This is a genomic window from Deinococcus yavapaiensis KR-236 (genome assembly GCF_003217515.1).
In the GTDB taxonomy this organism is placed as follows: Bacteria; Deinococcota; Deinococci; order Deinococcales; family Deinococcaceae; genus Deinococcus_A; species Deinococcus_A yavapaiensis.
The window spans coordinates 1-16,151 of sequence record NZ_QJSX01000025.1 but is presented as its reverse complement, the minus strand read 5'-3'; the positions used below and the strand labels follow the sequence as shown (position 1 = coordinate 16,151).

The 16,151-nt window shown below is 66.4% G+C and carries 13 protein-coding genes; 9 read left to right on the top strand and 4 right to left on the bottom strand.

Annotation, left to right across the window (positions count from 1 at the left end; translation table 11 throughout):
- Positions 1–143 precede the first annotated feature (143 nt).
- The 6 genes from DES52_RS20805 (at position 144) to DES52_RS20780 (ending at position 6,195) form a co-directional block, all read left to right on the top strand.
- Complete coding sequence (locus DES52_RS20805) at positions 144–491, top strand: L-rhamnose mutarotase (RefSeq protein ID WP_110888759.1); 348 nt, start codon at positions 144–146, stop codon at positions 489–491.
- Positions 484–1,995, top strand: a complete 1,512-nt coding sequence (locus DES52_RS20800) for a sugar ABC transporter ATP-binding protein (protein WP_110888758.1) — start codon at positions 484–486, stop codon at positions 1,993–1,995. The genes DES52_RS20805 and DES52_RS20800 overlap by 8 nt, the downstream gene beginning before the upstream one ends.
- Entirely contained in the window at positions 1,992–3,020 is a 1,029-nt protein-coding gene (locus tag DES52_RS20795; protein WP_110888757.1) for an ABC transporter permease, read from the top strand. The genes DES52_RS20800 and DES52_RS20795 overlap by 4 nt, the downstream gene beginning before the upstream one ends.
- On the top strand, positions 3,017–4,018 hold the full coding sequence (locus tag DES52_RS20790; protein ID WP_110888756.1) for an ABC transporter permease: 1,002 nt from the start codon (positions 3,017–3,019) through the stop codon (positions 4,016–4,018). Before DES52_RS20795 ends, DES52_RS20790 begins: the two co-directional genes overlap by 4 nt.
- 71 nt (positions 4,019–4,089) lie before the next feature.
- Positions 4,090–5,085, top strand: a complete 996-nt coding sequence (gene rhaS / locus DES52_RS20785) for a rhamnose ABC transporter substrate-binding protein (protein WP_110888755.1) — start codon at positions 4,090–4,092, stop codon at positions 5,083–5,085.
- Positions 5,086–5,418: 333 nt separating this feature from the next.
- On the top strand, positions 5,419–6,195 hold the full coding sequence (locus tag DES52_RS20780; protein WP_110888754.1) for a hypothetical protein: 777 nt from the start codon (positions 5,419–5,421) through the stop codon (positions 6,193–6,195).
- Positions 6,196–6,306: 111 nt separating this feature from the next.
- Here DES52_RS20780 and DES52_RS20775 read toward each other — a convergent pair whose 3' ends face one another.
- Both DES52_RS20775 and DES52_RS20770 read right to left on the bottom strand, forming a co-directional pair.
- Complete coding sequence (locus DES52_RS20775) at positions 6,307–6,831, bottom strand: GNAT family N-acetyltransferase (protein WP_110888753.1); 525 nt, start codon at positions 6,829–6,831, stop codon at positions 6,307–6,309.
- 167 nt (positions 6,832–6,998) lie between these two features.
- Entirely contained in the window at positions 6,999–8,027 is a 1,029-nt protein-coding gene (locus DES52_RS20770) for a phosphotransferase enzyme family protein (protein ID WP_146237417.1), read from the bottom strand.
- 374 nt (positions 8,028–8,401) lie between these two features.
- Between DES52_RS20770 and DES52_RS20765 the strand changes: the two genes are divergently transcribed.
- Positions 8,402–11,341 (top strand): ATP-binding protein, encoded by a 2,940-nt coding sequence (locus DES52_RS20765; RefSeq protein WP_170131208.1) that lies wholly within the window; start codon positions 8,402–8,404, stop codon positions 11,339–11,341.
- A gap of 94 nt (positions 11,342–11,435) precedes the next feature.
- A complete protein-coding gene (locus tag DES52_RS20760) occupies positions 11,436–12,416 on the top strand; it encodes an alpha/beta fold hydrolase (RefSeq protein ID WP_110888750.1) in 981 nt (326 codons plus the stop codon).
- A 379-nt stretch (positions 12,417–12,795) separates the two neighbouring features.
- Here DES52_RS20760 and DES52_RS20755 read toward each other — a convergent pair whose 3' ends face one another.
- Both DES52_RS20755 and DES52_RS20750 read right to left on the bottom strand, forming a co-directional pair.
- Entirely contained in the window at positions 12,796–13,995 is a 1,200-nt protein-coding gene (locus DES52_RS20755; RefSeq protein WP_245901207.1) for a multidrug effflux MFS transporter, read from the bottom strand.
- Between the two features lie 68 nt (positions 13,996–14,063).
- The gene (locus DES52_RS20750; protein WP_146237416.1) at positions 14,064–15,314 is read right to left on the bottom strand and encodes an MFS transporter; all 1,251 of its coding nucleotides are present in this window, start codon (positions 15,312–15,314) and stop codon (positions 14,064–14,066) included.
- A gap of 29 nt (positions 15,315–15,343) precedes the next feature.
- Between DES52_RS20750 and DES52_RS20745 the strand changes: the two genes are divergently transcribed.
- The gene (locus tag DES52_RS20745; protein WP_110888748.1) at positions 15,344–16,015 is read left to right on the top strand and encodes an ArsR/SmtB family transcription factor; all 672 of its coding nucleotides are present in this window, start codon (positions 15,344–15,346) and stop codon (positions 16,013–16,015) included.
- Positions 16,016–16,151: the final 136 nt, after the last annotated feature.

Below are 16,151 nucleotides of genomic sequence, written 5' to 3'. Positions count from 1 at the left end.
ACCAAAACAACACGATCTAACAACCCCTTGCAAAATTGTGGGTGCTGTTGTTAGATGTGAGGCGCAACGGCTTCTCAAATCTTTTCGCGCCGACTTCGCTTTCGTGCGTTCTCGGCGACGTTCTCCCTCGCTCAGGAGGTTCCGTGTCGTCCGATTCGCCCCCTATAACTTCACAACGCGTGTGCTTTTTGCTTCACGTCAAACCCGAGCGTCTCGACGAGTACAAAGCGCGTCACGCCAACGTCTGGCCCGACATGCTCGAAGCGCTGCGAGAAACCGGCTGGCACAACTACTCGCTGTTTCTTCGCGCGGACGGCCTGCTCGTCGGGTACTTCGAAACGCCCGACTTGCCAGCCGCGCTTCAAGGCATGCGCCAACGGGAAGTCAACGACCGCTGGCAAGCCGAGATGGCCTCCTTTTTCATCGATTTGGGCGGCAAACACCCGGACGAAGGATTCTTGCGGCTGGAGGAGGTGTTCCACCTTGACTGACGCGCCCATCCTCTCGCTCTCGCACGCCAGCAAGAGCTTCGGACCCGTTCGCGCCCTCGTCGATGTCAGCCTCGACTTGTACGGCGGCGAAGCGCACGCGCTGCTCGGCGAGAACGGCGCGGGCAAAAGCACCCTCGTCAAGATCCTCGCGGGCGTCCACCGCGCCGACGGAGGCGAACTACGCGTCGACGCCCAACCGCGCGTGTTCCACAATCCCGCCGAGGCGCGCGACGCGGGCGTCGCCGTCATCTACCAAGAGCCCACGCTCTTTCCGGACCTCAGCATCGCCGAGAACGTCTTGATGGGACGCCAACCCTTGAAAGGCGGCCGCATCCACCATCCAGCCATGCGCGCCCGAGTCGCCGAGATTCTGCGCGACCTCGTCGTGCCCCTCGACCCGGCCAGACCCGTGCGCGGCCTCAGCATCGCCGATCAGCAAATCGTCGAGATCGCCAAGGCCCTGTCCTTCCAAGCGCGCGTCCTCATCATGGACGAGCCGACGGCGGCGCTCACGGGACAAGAAACTGAGCGACTTTTCCGCGTCGTTCGCGCTTTGCGCGCCCGAGGCGCGGCCGTACTGTTCATCACGCACCGCTTGGAGGAAGCGTTCGCCGAGTGCCAGCGCCTCACCATCATGCGTGACGGACGCTGGGTGGATTCCGGTCTCACCGAGACGTACACCGTCGACCGGGTCGTGCGCGGCATGGTCGGACGCGACGTCAGCGACTTGTACCCCAAAGTGCCCGTGCAACTCGGCGAAGTCGCCCTCGACGTCCGGAACCTCACTCGTCGCGGCGTGTTCCGCGACGTCAGCTTCACCGTTCGCAAAGGCGAAATCGTCGGGCTGGCGGGCTTGGTCGGCGCGGGCCGCAGCGAAGTCGCGCGCGCCATTTTCGGCATCGATCCGCGTGACGCGGGCGAAGTCCGCGTGAACGGGCGGCCCGTGCCGCCGCTCGACACGAACGCCGCCATGAAGGCGGGGATCGGCCTCGTTCCCGAAGATCGGCGTCAGCAAGGCCTCGTGATGGACATGAGCATCGAGCGCAACGCCACCCTCGCCGTGCTCAAGGACTTGCGCAAAGGCTTCTTGATGGACCGCGCGCGCGAGTACCAAACCGCGAGCGACTGGACGAGCAAACTGCGCCTCAAGGCGCACCGCCTCACGGACGCCGTCAGCACCCTCTCGGGCGGCAATCAGCAAAAGGTCGTGCTCGCCAAGTGGCTCGCGACCGGCCCGAGCGTCCTGCTCGTAGACGAACCCACGCGCGGCGTGGACGTCGGCGCCAAAGCTGAAGTGCACCGCACGCTCGCCGAACTCGCCGCCAGCGGTCTGGCCGTCGTCATGATCAGCTCCGACCTTCCGGAAGTGCTCGGCATGGCCGACCGCATCCTCGTGATGCGCGAAGGCGAACTCGTCGGGGAAGTGGCGCGCGAAAACGCGTCCGAAGAAGCCGTGATGTACCTCGCGACCGGGCAGCGACCCGTCATCGGGGGCGCGGCGTGACCGAGCGGCTCTCCAGCAACGCGGCCACGCCGCCTACCGGCCCGAACCTGCTCACCCGCCTTCTGCGGGCCCGCGAAGCCAGCCTCGTCTTGATTCTGCTGGTCCTCGTCGGCACGACGGCCGCGCTCAATTCGCGCTTCCTGAGCGCGCAAAGCTTGCGTGACCTCGCGCTCAACGTCGCCATCGTCGCGCTCGTCGTGGTCGGCCAGACGCTCGTGCTGCTCATGAAGCACGTGGACCTCAGCGTCAGCAGCGTCCTTGGACTCACCGCCTTCCTGTCCGGCTCGCTGTTCGTCACGCACCCGAACTTGCCCGTCCCGCTCGCGTTCCTGGCGGGAATCGGCATCGGCGCGCTGCTCGGCGTGGTCAACGGCTTGCTCGTCGCGTACGGCAAGGTCCCCGCGCTCGTCGCGACGCTCGGCACGCTCTACGTCTTCCGAGGCGTGGATTACGCCATCGTGCACGGCGGTCAAATCACCGCCAGCAACCTCCCGGCGGCCTTCAGCACCTTCGCGAGCGGCGCCGTCCTCGGCGTGCCGTTCCTCGTGCTGCTCGTGCTGGCCGTGATGATCGCGTTCAGCGTCTACCTGCGCTCGTACCGCTCGGGCCGCGAGTACTACGCGGTCGGAAGCAACGTCGACGCGGCCGTCCTCGCGGGCATCGACGTGAATCGCCGCGTCCTGACGGGCTTCGTCCTGTCGGGCGCCATCGCGGGGCTCGCCGGAGTCTTGTACCTCGCGCGCTTCGGAACGGTGGACGCCGCCGCCGGGTCGGGCATCGAGTTGCAGGTGATCGCGGCGGCCGTCGTGGGCGGCGTCGCCATCACGGGCGGCGTCGGGACCATCGCCGGGGCGGGCATCGGCGCGTTGCTGCTCGGCGTGATCGGAAGCGCCCTCGTCGCGCTGCGCGCCCCCGCCTTTTGGCAGCAAGCCATTCAAGGCGCGCTGCTGCTCCTCGCCATCAGCGTCGACATCATCCTCGCCAAGCGGGCGGCCCGCGCCATGCAAGAAAGGAGCCACCGTTGAGCGTTCCTCAAAAACCCGCGCGCAGCCTGCTCGGCTGGGAAGCCGCCATCCTCGGCCTGGTCGTCGTGGCGTTGCTGATCGGCTCGCGCCTCCACGAAGCGTTCCTGACCGGCCCGAACCTCTCGAACCTCTCGTCGAACCTCGTGGAGATCGCCCTTATCGCGCTCACCATGACCCTCGTCGTGGTCGCCGCCGAAATCGACTTGTCGGTCGCGTCGACCGTTGGCATGTGCAGCGCCCTGCTCGGCGTGCTGTGGGCGGCGCACGCGCCCATGCCGCTCGCGCTCCTCGCGACCCTCGCGCTCGGCGCGCTCGCCGGTCTCTTCAACGGTCTGCTCGTCACGCGCCTCGGCTTGCCGTCGCTCGCCGTGACGATCGGAACGCTCGCCTTGTACCGCGGACTGGCGTACGCGCTGCTCGGCGACCGCGCCGTCGCCGACTTCCCCCCGTTTTGGACGAACCTCGGCTTCGGCCTCGTGCCGGGCACGCAAATTCCGATTCCCATCGTCGCCTTCGCCGTGCTCGCCGTGATTACCGCCGTCGTCCTGCACGCGACGCCCTTCGGACGCTCCTTGTACGCCATCGGCGCGAACGAACTCGCCGCGCGGTTCGCGGGCTTGCGCGTCGAACGTACGAAGCTGCTGCTGTTCGTGCTGTCGGGCCTCATGAGCGCGTTCGCCGCCGTCGTGTACACCTTCCGCTTCTCCAGCGCCCGCGCCGACAACGCCGTCGGTCTGGAACTCGCCGTGATCGCGGCGGTGCTGCTCGGCGGCGTCAGCATCTTCGGCGGGCGCGGCAGCGTCATCGGGGTGATCGGCGCGGTGTTCCTCATCGGCATCATTCAAAACGCCCTCACCCTCGCCGACGTTCCCAACGAGATCCTCACGATCGTCACCGGCTTGCTGCTGATTCTCTCCGTGCTCGGTCCGAACCTCGCCGCGCGCGTCCGAACCTCGAGAGAGCGCCGCGTCGCCCGCTCGAAAGGAGGCGCGCCGTGACGAGTTGAACCGCGCCGTCCGCGACGCTTCACGAACTTCGCGATCCGCTCTCTCTTTCCAGGAGGAACCTTATGAAGAACCACAAGATCTTGCTCGCCGCCCTCGCCCTCTCGCTCGGCGCGGCCGCGCTCGCCCAAGGCGGCATCCAGAAGGGCATCACCATCGCCTTCTTGCCCAAGCAAGTCAACAACCCGTACTTCGCGACCGCTTGGAAGGGCGGCCAAGCGGCGATCAAGGAGTTCGCGGGAATCGGCAAGCAAGTCGGTCCGTCGGACGCGGGCGCCAGCAGCCAAGTCAGCTACATCAACACCTTGCTCGCTCAACGTCAAAAGGCCATCGTGGTGTCGGCGAGCGACCAGAACGCGCTGGTTCCTTACCTCAAGCGCGCCATGCAACAAGGCGTGAAGGTCGTGACGTACGACAGCGACGTCGCGCCCGACGGCCGCAACGTGTTCGTGAGCCAAGCGGACAACGACACGATCGGTCGTGACGAGGTCAAGATCCTCGCCAAGCAGATCGGCTACAAGGGCGAAATCGCGATTCTGTCGGCGACGCCGAACGCCACGAATCAAAACGCGTGGATCAAGGTGATGCAAGACGAGTTGAAGAAGCCCGCGTACAAGGACATGAAGCTCGTGAAGATCGCGTACGGCAACGACGACGACCAGAAGTCCTTCACGGAGATGCAAGGCCTCATGCAAGCCTACCCGAACCTCAAGGGCGTGATCTCGCCGACGACGGTGGGCATCAGCGCCGCCGCGCGTTACCTGTCCACGAGCCCCTACAAAGGCAAGGTCATGCTGACGGGCCTCGGCACGCCGAACCAGATGCGCGAGTTCGTGAAGAACGGAACGGTGCAAGGCTTCGCGCTTTGGAATCCCGAGGACCTCGGCTACCTCGCGTCGTACGCCGCTGCCGCGCTCGTGAGCGGGCAGATCACCGGCAAGGAAGGCCAGAAGTTCAAGGCGGGCAAGCTCGGCGAGCGCACGATCGGCAAGAACGGCGTCGTCATCCTCGGCCCCCTCACGGTGTTCGACAAGAGCAACATCGACAAGTTCAGCTTCTGAAGCAAGGCGCACGAACGAGCAGCATCCCGTGTAGAGGGCCGCGAGGTCCTCTACACGGGATGCTGCTCACGGGAAACGCCACGGGCGTGAAGCGACGAATTTCGAAACGGCTTCCGAGATCTCTTCGAGATTCGATCCACACCGCTTCACGGCCTCGACGCCTGAAGGTGGAGACTGGGAGCGGCGCCTTGTAGTTGCCGACGGCCATGCCGGAAGCGGTGTTCAAAGCACGCTTCTCAATTTCTCATCCCTTGGCGCTCGACGACTTGTATCTTAATGGGATTATTCACGTTTTTCGGCTGGTTCTTGCCTGAGAGGAGCCGACACGATCGTATGACCGATGTAACCGGACTGCCCGCCGTCGCACGTCCCTTGGAAGCCGAGGCGAATCGAACCTTCGAATGGTTCGTGCGCCCCGCTCCTGTCACGCGTCTGCTGTTCGCCGTGACGATCGTCCTCACGGCGCTCAACTTGATCGCGCAAGTCGCGGTGTTCTTCCTGCCCGACTTCATGCTGCGCGACTGGTTCGTGTACCGCTTCGACGTGAACCGAGAAGCGAACATTCCCACCGCCTTTTCCGGCGTGTTGCTGCTGCTCGCGACCGTGCTGCTCGGCGTGATCGCACACTTGAAGCGGCGCTCCCGCGACGCTTTCGCGTTGCATTGGCGTGTGCTGACGTTCGTGATGGGCTACTTGTTTCTCGACGAGGTCGCGCAACTGCACGACAGCCTCAGCGAACCGCTCGTGCGCGTGTCCCACTTGGGCGGGGTGCTGAAGTACGCGTGGGTGGTGCCGTACGCCCTGCTCGTGGTCGGACTGCTGCTGGGCCTATGGCGCTTTCTCGCGCACTTGCCTCCGCGCACGCTTCGCGCCTTCCTCGTCGCAGGCGGCATCTACGTCATGGGCGCCCTCGGTTTGGAAGTCGTCGAGGCGTGGGTGAACGCCGTGGCAGGCCGCGTGACGTTCGCGGAGATGATGGTGGTGTCCGTGGAGGAACTGCTGGAGATGAGCGGCGTCGTGCTGTTCATCGGAGCGCTCATCCACTACCTGAACGTCACCGACTTGACGTTGAAGTTCCGAGCCGACCCGTTGAGAACGAGGAGGCCGTAACGATCGTGACGCGGCGTCCGCACGTACCATGACGCCGCCCACGCCTGGCCGGGAAGGGATGTGCGCTTGGAAGGTGAAGACGGCGGTCGTGCGCGATTCCGAAGCCGTCGATTACAGCCGAATCCAGTAACGGCAGATCGGCTTGGCGTACCACTCGAGCTTCACGACGCCCTCGAGCACGCCGCCGTTGTGCTCGATGACGCCGCGCGATCCGAGATTGTCCTCGTCGCACGTGAGCAGTACTTCCGAAAGGCCGAGCGCTCGCGCTTCGTCGAGGGCGAGTCGCAGCGCGAGCGAGCCGAGACCACGGCGACGCTCGGACGGGCGAATCTCGTAGCCGATGTGACCGCCGAACTCGCGCAGACGGTCGTTGAGTTCGTGGCGAATCTTCACTCGGCCGAGCACGCGCTCCTCGTCCACGAGCCACTTCTCGGTTTGCGGAACGAAGCCCGGCCCGAGGTTCTCTCGGCGCTCGAAGGCGCGGCGGTCGCGGACGTGGGCGGCGAAGTCCGCCTCGAGGTCCTCGATCTTGAGCTCGCGTGTATCCCCGAGACCGCTGCCGTGCTCGTGACACTCGCGTACGAAGTCGATGAACGAGGCGCGGAGGCGAACGTCGGGCAGGGCCAAGTGCGTCATGCAGGTAGGATAGCGCCGTTGCCCCGCAGCGCATTTTCGTCGCGTGGGGGACGGAGAGCGAGTCGAGGTCACTCGCTATTGCTCCACTTGCAGGCGGTGAGGCAAGGCGCTCGGGCGTGCCGGGAGCGTGTCCGCGCGGAGTTCGCCTCCACGTTCCCGCGCATCCTTCAACGGCGCGGCAAGGATTCCCTCAAGCGCGCGAAGTCGCCCTCGACGCGGCGCGCGGCGGGCAGGACGAAGCGTTCGAGCACGCCGAGATTCACCTCGTCCTCCTCGTCGCGCGTGTTCTCGCGGACGATGGCCCGGACGTCCACCGCCAAGTCCTCCAACACGCGGCGGTACAAGTAAAAGCCGAGGGTGCCTCCATGAGGCGTCACCCGCCGACCGAGCGCGGCCTCGTAAGCGGGCAGCACCTCGCGCAGTCCGTCGTGCAACATCCAGAGATCGTGCTCGCGAGGCGCCAAGCGCGCGGTTTCCCAATCGATGAGCCACAAGTCGCCGTTCGCGTCGCGCAGCACGTTGCCGCCGTGCGCGTCGGTGTGGCACACCACGAAGGCATTGGAGTGCGACCTGGCTTGCTCGGCGAAGGCGCGCGCTTGCTCGAACAAGCGCGTGAGGTGGCGCTCCATGGGGCGAAGCAGCACCCGCAACGCCCGCGATCCCCGCCGCTCCGAAAGCTGCCCTCGCCGCAAGCGATCGAGGTCGAGGCGCAAGTCCGCCTCGAAGGGCAACGCGAAGTCTTCCGGCGGCGTCGGGAAGCGAGGCACGACGGCGGTGAGAACGTCGCTGGCGGCGTGAAGCCGCCCGAGAAGCCCGGCGAGCTCGTCGAGCGTGTTCGACCACTGCTCACCGAGAGGACGCGCGTCGATCCACTCGTAAGCGAGGACCGTGACGTCCTCGAAGCGTTCGAGGGTGCGTCCCGCCTTCGACGAGACGACCTTGGGCACGCGGTTCAAAACGCGGTGACGCCGAAGGGCCTGAAGCAGCGGCCCTTCTGCCTCGAGACGTCCGAGAAGCATCTTGCCGAACGGCGTGCTCTGCACGAGCTTGACGAAGAGTCGCCGCTCCGGCCCGACCGCTCGATACGCGGGCGTCGTTCCCAAGGGTAGGAACTCGAGGTGATCGAGCGCCACGTCGTACGTTCGGCCGAGCCAGGCAAGAAAGGCCGCTCGATCCAGCAGAGGCTCGGCGCTCATCGAAGCCCATTGTAGGGGCGTTCGGCGAGCTCGCACGACGGCGTCGTCCGTCGGCAACTGCTCCGAACTGCGCCGCGCCGAGAAGGGGCGACGCCAATCGACCGAGGCGGCCCAGCAGGCGCGACTGCCGTTGGATGCGCGTGACGTCTTGCCTCGTACGCGCTTCGCGGTCAACCAAGAGTCGCCGACGAGGCACGACGAGCCGAGGGAAGCGGTCGCGAAAGACGACTTTCGATCCGCTCAAGGACGCGGGGCAACTTCACCATCGCCGTTCACTCGCGGCCTACACTGAAGTCAGGCAAAGCACATTCGGACTTTCCGCGTTGGTTCCGAACGCCGAGCCTCGTCGGCGTTCGGAGGTGAGGCGCAAGCTCATGGACGATCACTCGACCGCGCATCTTCTCGGTGACGTTCACCTCGACGTCCCGACCGGACGCGTGCCGTTCTCGCCCGACAAGCGCCACGTGCTCCTCGCGTTCCTGGCCCTGCATCAAGGCGGCGTTCCGCGCGATCGGCTCGCGACCCTGTTCTGGCCGGACACGTCCACGAACTCGGCGTTGCAGAATCTGCGCCGATTGCTGTACCGCACCCGAGAACTCGACTGGGCGCGCGATCTTCGCGTCACGTCCACTCGAATCGCTTGGCCCGTCGCGACGGACGTGCAGCACTTCGAAACGGCCGCCGCCCGACACGATCCCGCCGCCCTCGATTGGTACGGCGGTGATTTGTTCGAAAGCTTCGGCGCCGCTCTCCCGCCTGAAATCGAGGCGACGATCGTGCCGACGCGCGAGCGGCTGCGGGATTTGTGGCGAGCCTGCCTGCTCGGTCGTTGCCGCGCCCTCGCCGACGAAGGACGGCCCGACGAGGCGCTCGCGTTGCTGCGTCCCCTGCTGCACGACAGCTACGACGACGAGGCGTTCGCCTGCTTCGTGCAGTTCGCGCGGCGCGCGGGCCGTTCGCGCGAAGGACTCGACGTGTTCGAGACGTACACCCGCCGATTGGCAACGGATCTCGACCTCCAGCCGTCGTCGCAACTCGCGCCGACCGCTCGGACTCGGGACGCCTCGGCGCGGGAAGCGACAGAGTCGGACGTCGCTTCCCGCGCCACGAACTTCGTCGGACGCAAGCGTGAAGTGGCCGCCCTCGTCGCACTGCTGCGAGGCGAAGCGCGCTTCGTGACGGTGGTCGGGCCGGGCGGGGTGGGCAAGACGCGGCTCGCGACGAGGGCCGTACAAGACCTCAATAGGGACAGTGACGTGGTGTTCGTGCCGCTCGAGCGCGTTCGCTCGGGCGCGGAAGCGCTCACGGCCGTCGCGCTCGCGCTTCACGCGCCGCTCGATCAAGTCACGGCCGCGACGCTGACGCGGTTCGTCGCGCACCGCTCGGTCGTCTTGGTCCTCGACAACGCCGAAGACCTCCGCGATCCCGAGGTGCTCTCGCAACTCCTCGCGGCGCCCGGCGTGCGGTTGCTCGTCACGTCTCGCAGCCCCATGCGACTGAAAGCCGAAACCGTCTTCCGATTGCAAGGACTCGACCACTCGGTTGATGGCGAGCCGTGGAGCGCCACGTGCGACGCCGCGACGCTCTTCGTCGAACGCGCTCGGCACGCCGACCCGACCTTCCGACTCACCTCCCTTGACGAGTCGGCGCTTCGCGAACTGTGCGCGCTCGTCGACGGGTTGCCGCTCGCGCTGGAACTCGCCGCGACCTGGGTGCCGACCCTGTCGCCGAGCGAAATCGTGGACGTCGTTCGCGTGAATCCCGGCGAGCTTCGCGCGGATCTGCGTGACCTGCCCGGTCGTCACGCGAACCTCGGCGTCGTCCTCGCCCACACGTGGTCGTCGCTCTCGGAAGCCGAACGAAACGCGCTGCGCGCACTGGGCGCCGTCAACGCCTCGTTCAGCGCCGACGACGCTCGCACCATCGCGCACCTCGACCTTGCCGCGCTCAAGGCCCTGCACGACCGCGGACTGCTGCGGCGTCAGGACGGCGTCCTCACCCTCCACCCGCTCGTGCGCCACGTCGCCGCCGCGCACGCGAACGACTCGGAATTCGCGGCCGAAGCGTTGCGCGAACGGCACGCTCGACACTTCGCTGCGTTGCTCGCCCGCCATCCTCGCCGCCTCGACGACGGAGTGGCGCGCGCCAAGTTCCTCGACGAAATTCATACGTCGCTCGACCACGTGCGCGCGGCGTGGACTTGGATGACGTCACGCGGCGTCACCGACCTCGTGGACGAGTGCATGGACGCGTGGTGGTGGTACTTCGAGATGCGCGGCGCCCACTCGGCGGCGCTGGAGGTTTTTGGCGACGCGTCGCGCACGCTGCCGGAATCACCCGTCCTCGGCCGGGTGCTCGTTCGGCTCGGCATCGTTCACCTGCGCCTCGCCGAGCCACCACACGAACGAAATCGCAACGCCCCTCTGCTTCGCCAAGCGCGCGCACTTCTACAGCGAGGTCTGCGATTGCTTCCCACGGACGCGCCGTCCACGATCACCGCGGATCGTTGGCTCGCGATGCTGCATCTCGGCGTCGTCTTGGAGCTGCAAGGAACTCCCCGGCGAGCCCGCACGCTGTTCGAGACGGGCCGACGCGAAGCGCGCCGCGCGGGCAACGCCCAGTTCGAGCGGGCCTGCACGACGCGGTTGGCGCTCGGTCATCAAGCGCGCGGCGAATTCGACCGAGCCGAGGCGCTGCATCTCGAGCGGCTACGGCAAGACGAGCGGTCGGGAGACGTGTTCGGATTGGCCATCGGCACCGGCTACCTCGGCGGCCTGATGCTGCTCGCCGGACGACCCGCCGAGGCGCACGCGTACTTCGTGCGCGCCGTCGCGTCGTGGACGCTGCTCGGCAACCGCGCCGCGCTGCCGTGGCTGCTTCGCCACGAGGGAGACGCCCTGTACCTCGCGGGCCGCTTTCCGGACGCGGCCGACGCGTTCGAGCGAAGCCGAGACGCCTCCATGGACGCGGGACGCGAGGACTTGGCGTGGCAGGCACAAGTTCGCGCTCTTCACGCGCGTGTGCGCGCTCCTTCCCCCGGTACGCGGACACGCCTCGCGCCGCTCGACGACCTCGTGGCCGGGTTACGAGACGACACGCCGCCGTGGCATCGGTTCGAACTGCAGGCTCTCCGCGCGTTGGTGGACGCGCCCGCCGAAGTTGCCTTCGTTCGGCAGATTCGCCGCGATCCTTCGTTCACGTCGTGGCCGATCGTCGCCGAAACCGTGTTCACTCGCGCGGTCGCCGCCTACGTCACGCTCATCGCCGCTTCTCCGACAGATTCGGTCGAAGAGACCGCCGGCGTCACCCCTTGACCGTCACGTCCACTCGGGCGGCGAGCGTGACGCGGGCGTCACGGCCACGTCACGCCGAGCGGCGCATCCTGCTTCGTGAAAGGAGCGTGATGTGATGGAAAACCTCGGGATCAAGCAGGAAGGGCGTGAGCATCGCGAAGTTTCACGAAGGGGTACGAGAAGCGCGGCTGGAAGTCGCGCTCGTCTGCTCGCGGCGAGCCTGACTGCGCTGATCGGCACGGGCGCCGCGCAAGGACTGAACGGCGCGACGTCCATCGATGTCGGCGGGTACAAGCTCTACGTCGAATGTGACGGAACCTCGAAGAAGCCGACCTTGCTCTTTCTGAGTGGAACGGCCCCCATGATGGGCGCGTGGCTTGCCTCTCCCGCCGCGAGCCGGACCGACGCGCGCACCTGCTGGTCCACCACGGCCGGCGTCCTGCCCAGCGAGGCTCCGCCACGCGTCACCGACGGCTTGACACGAGCGGAAGATCTCGCCCGTGCGCTCGAGCGAGCGGGCGAGCGAGGCCCGTTCGTGCTCGTGACGTACGGCTTCGGAAGTCAAATTGCCCGGCTGTTCGCCGATCGCCACGCGAATCAGGTGGCAGGCATGGTACTCGTCAACCCCTGGCAGGAAGACACCGCGCAGGCGATCGCTCGGTTCTTCTCGCAGCATCCCTGGAAGGCCAACGGGACGCTCGCGCCCGCCTTGCAGGACGTGGCGTTCCTTCAAAGCTTCTCGCGCTCGTACGCGTCGCCGAACGGCGGGATCCTGACCGACGCTCGATGGAATCTTCGAGCCGGAGACGAGCAGACGCGCCGCGCCAAGAGCCTCGGGTCGCTGCCGCTCGTCGTGGTGACTCCGATGCTCGACGCTTTCACGATCGCGCAGGATACCGCGAACGTCGCGGCAGGTCAGCAACTGTGGAAGGTGTTGGCCGCACAGCAGACCAAGCTCGTCAAGCTGTCGACGCGGGGAACGCAACTGTTCTCCGACCGATCGTGGGACATGGTGCAAAACGAAGACCCGGACTTGGTGACGCGCGCCATCGACCGCGTGCTGAGCCAGGTGACAACCACCTCGACGTCGCGGTAGGGCCCCTGCGAGAGGAGGGACGCGAAAGCCTTTCGCGTCCCTTCTGCGCGAGTCGACTCCAGCGTCCTGTCCTTTCACTACGCGGCCCAAGCGCAGGCGAGCAACCGGTCCCGCACTTCCGATCTCGCGTCCTTGAACGGCCCCTCGATCGCCACGAGTCAAAACCACGCCGAGAACGGTGGAAGCGGGTCGGGTGAGGTGTTGGACAATTCGCCGAAGTGAGCACATCGGGTGTGGCTTCACGCACGGCGATGGCGGGCACGGTTATGAGGGTGCCTCCGCTATCAGCGGCAACGGGGCACCTCGCGGACCGCGAAGCTTCGAGGGATCGTCGGCCCGTCGAGAATCCTCCACGGTCGCATGTCGTGCGTCTTCACGTTTACACCGAGGGCCTCACGCGACGAGCGACCGACAGAAAAACAGTGGCCAGAATCGCACACACGAAGATCACGCTTGCCATGGGCAGGGCCGTGCCGTTGGCGAGGACGCCGACGAGACTGCCCGCGAGGCCCGAAAGCGCGAACTGTACCGTGCCGCGAAACGCCGACGCGCTGCCCATGTTCGTCCGAATCGACTCCAACGCGAGCGCGGTGGTGTTCGGAAACGTGAATCCGAGCGATGTCAGCAAGCCGAACAACAGTGCGGCGAACACCACGGCGTTCGCCTGGCCGAGCAAGGTGACGAGCAGCAGCAGCGACGCGAACAGCGCGAGCGCGAGGGTCGCGAACGACGCGATGACCTCGATCGGGAGGCGCCTCAGCAGCGCACGATTGACTTGCGACGCCACGATGAGACCGAGCGCGTTCAAGCCGAACAGCAAGCCGTACGTTCCCGGCGCGACGCCGAAGAGGTCGACGAATACGAACGACGACGCCGTGATGTACGCGAACATGGTGGACGACGCGAACGAGCCCGCCAAGGCGTACGTGACGAAGCCAGTGTCGCGCGTCAAGAGGGCGTACGTTCGCAGGCCGTCGCGCAAACGGCTGGATTTCCCGGGCGTTCGCGGCGCCGTTTCGGGCAGCGCCGAGATGGCCGCGAGACACAGCGCTCCGAACACCGCGAGAATCCAGAACACCGCGTGCCAATCGAAGTGGGCGAGCACGATGCTGCCGAGCAGCGGTGCGAGGATCGGCGCGACGCCCATCACGAGCATCAACAAGCTGAAGCGGTCCGCGGCGGCTTTGCCACTCCACACGTCACGCACGACGGCGGTGGTGATGACGGCCCCGGCGGACGCGCCGAGCGCTTGCAGGAAGCGCCCCAGAATCAGGACGCCCACCGAGGGCGCGAGCGTGCACAGCACGGACGCGATCACGTACAGCACCACCCCGAAGCGCAACGGCGATTTGCGTCCGTACTTGTCGGTGATCGGGCCGTACACTGCTTGCCCGATGGCCATGCCGATCAGGAACGCGCTGAGGGTGAATTGCGCGGTGCCTTCCGAAGCGCCGAGATCACGCGCGATGGCCGGAAGGCCTGGAAGGTACATGTCGATGCTGAGCGGCCCGAAGGCTTGCAAACCGCCGAGGATGACGGTGAGGAGGGCGCTTCGTCGCGGGTTCGATTCCGTGGACACGGCTCTTATCGAAGCATCTTCGAGTGAGGAGGGCGTGGTCGGCGAAGGCTCGGAAGGGCGGCGACTCCTCAACGCTCGTCGGGCAGCTCGGGAACGTCCTTGAGGCGCCGTACAGGCGACAGCAGCACGGGCAGCACCGCCAACGCCTGCCCGAGTGCCGCGAAGAACAGCGTGGTTCGCAAGTCGAGAAGCGTGCCGAGGGCTCCGCCCAAAAGCGCGCCGAGCGGCATGGTGCCCCATACGAAAAAGCGCATCGTGGCGTTCATGCGGCCCAGCAAGCGGTGCGGTGTGATCGCCTGCCGCAAGCTCACCTGCACGACGTTGTACACGACGATTCCCAAGCCGATGACGAATTGCGACACGCCCACCAGAATCACCCCGGCGAGACCGGGCGTCGAGAGCGGCACGAGCACACTCGCGAGCGGGAACAACGCGGACGACAGGACGATCACCGGCCCCATGCCCAGCCGAGCGGGAAGTCGCCCGGCGAGCAGCGCTCCGAGCAACGCGCCGCCACCTCCGACGCCGATGACCGTACCCAGGAGACTGGGGCTGAAGTTCAGGTCGCGGGTGACGAACAGCACGAACACCGCGCCGCCCGCGCTCGAAAAGAAGTTCGAGATGCTGGTGCACGCCGCGATGGAACGCAGCACCGGGGAGCGGGTCACGACCTTCAAGCCTTCGCCGATTTCTCGCCAGACGTTCGGACGCTCGGCGGGTTGCGGCGCCTCCTCGGGAACGCGCATTCCCCCGAGGAACGCGGCGGACAGAACGAACGTCAAAGCGTTCACGAAGATCGCGATCGGCGCCGTCACGAGTTGCACGAGGCCTCCGGCGAGGCTCGGGCCGAGCACGGTCGAGAGTGCGCGGCTCGTTTCGAGCTTCGCGTTGCCGTCTGCGAGTTGCTCGCGCTTCACCACGGACGGCAGGAACGATTGGTACGCCACGTCGAAAACCAGCGTCGCGATGCCCACGAGGAAGGCCACGACGTACAACACTTCGATGTGTAAGGCGTTCAGCAGGGCGGCGGCGGGCACGGCCGCGAGCAGCATCGCGCGTACGATGTCGGCACGGACCATGAGGGGACGTCGGCGCACGCGGTCCACGAGCGCGCCCGCGAACAGCCCGAACAGCAAGAACGGCGCCGTTTCGAGCGCGCCGAGCACGCCCATCTGCGCGGGCGTGGCGCTGAGGGTGATGGCCGCCGTGAGCGGCAAGGCGAGGCCCGTGATTTGAAAGCCGAACACCGAAACGGTTTCCGCTGCCCAAAGCTTCAAAAAGTCCGGCGAGGACGCCAGGGAAGTCGTGCGTGCGCTCATGAGGATAGTGTGCGCGTACACTGCTTGGCATGGAAGGACGTTCTTCAAGCAGCGGCTGGCACGTCGTGTACGACCGTAAAGCGGCGCAGGCTTTGGAACGGCCGGAGTTGCGCGACGTCATGCACTTCCTGCTTGGCCGGGAAGGTACCGCGTCGAGCGTCGCGCAGGCGTTGGATCTCACTTTGAACGCCGCGTACTTGAAGTTGCGAGCGCTGGAGCGCGTCGGTCTGATACACGTCGTGAGGCAGGAACGGCGCGCGGGCCGCGCCGTGAAGTACTACGCTTCGGTCGCGCCGCGCTTGTTCGTGCCGTTCGAAGCGATGAGCGCGTCGGACGTGGAGGAATTGTACTTGCGAGATCACGCCGAGCAAGCGCGCTTGTTCGTGGGCGCCTTGCTGGGCGCGTACCGTCGCGCGTGGGGCGAACCGGTGTCGCTCGGCCGAAGTCACTACCGCAACGAGCGCGGCGACACCCTCAGCACCTTCGGCCCGCGTCCGGGCGAAACCTGGTCGAGTGTTGACGACCTTTCGCCCGCGACGCTGTTCAACTCCGGTGAAGTGTGGTTGACCGTCGAGGAAGCCAAAGTGTTGCAACGGGAGTTGTACGCCTTGCACGCCCGTTTCGCAGACGAGCGCGGGGGACGGCGGGCGTACAAGTTGACGCTGGGCTTGGCCCCCGTGTCCTGCGAGGAGACTTTGTAAGCGTCCTGAGGAGCGCACGAGGAAGGACGACGAGACGTATCTAAAGTGCGTTTGATAAGCCTCAGGACGTACTTTTGACCAGTCGGCGCACCATCAGTCGAATCATGACCTCGTACACGAGATTCTCCGCCGTCTC

Excerpts from the sequence above, each read along its gene's own strand:
- DES52_RS20745 (WP_110888748.1), top strand. The coding sequence starts at position 15,344 with ATGGAAGGACGTTCTTCAAGCAGCGGCTGGCACGTCGTGTACGACCGT.
- DES52_RS20775 (WP_110888753.1), bottom strand. The coding sequence starts at position 6,831 with ATGACGCACTTGGCCCTGCCCGACGTTCGCCTCCGCGCCTCGTTCATC.
- DES52_RS20760 (WP_110888750.1), top strand. The coding sequence starts at position 11,436 with ATGGAAAACCTCGGGATCAAGCAGGAAGGGCGTGAGCATCGCGAAGTT.
- rhaS (WP_110888755.1), top strand. The coding sequence starts at position 4,090 with ATGAAGAACCACAAGATCTTGCTCGCCGCCCTCGCCCTCTCGCTCGGC.
- DES52_RS20765 (WP_170131208.1), top strand. The coding sequence starts at position 8,402 with ATGGACGATCACTCGACCGCGCATCTTCTCGGTGACGTTCACCTCGAC.
- DES52_RS20770 (WP_146237417.1), bottom strand. The coding sequence starts at position 8,027 with ATGAGCGCCGAGCCTCTGCTGGATCGAGCGGCCTTTCTTGCCTGGCTC.
- DES52_RS20750 (WP_146237416.1), bottom strand. The coding sequence starts at position 15,314 with ATGAGCGCACGCACGACTTCCCTGGCGTCCTCGCCGGACTTTTTGAAG.
- DES52_RS20780 (WP_110888754.1), top strand. The coding sequence starts at position 5,419 with ATGACCGATGTAACCGGACTGCCCGCCGTCGCACGTCCCTTGGAAGCC.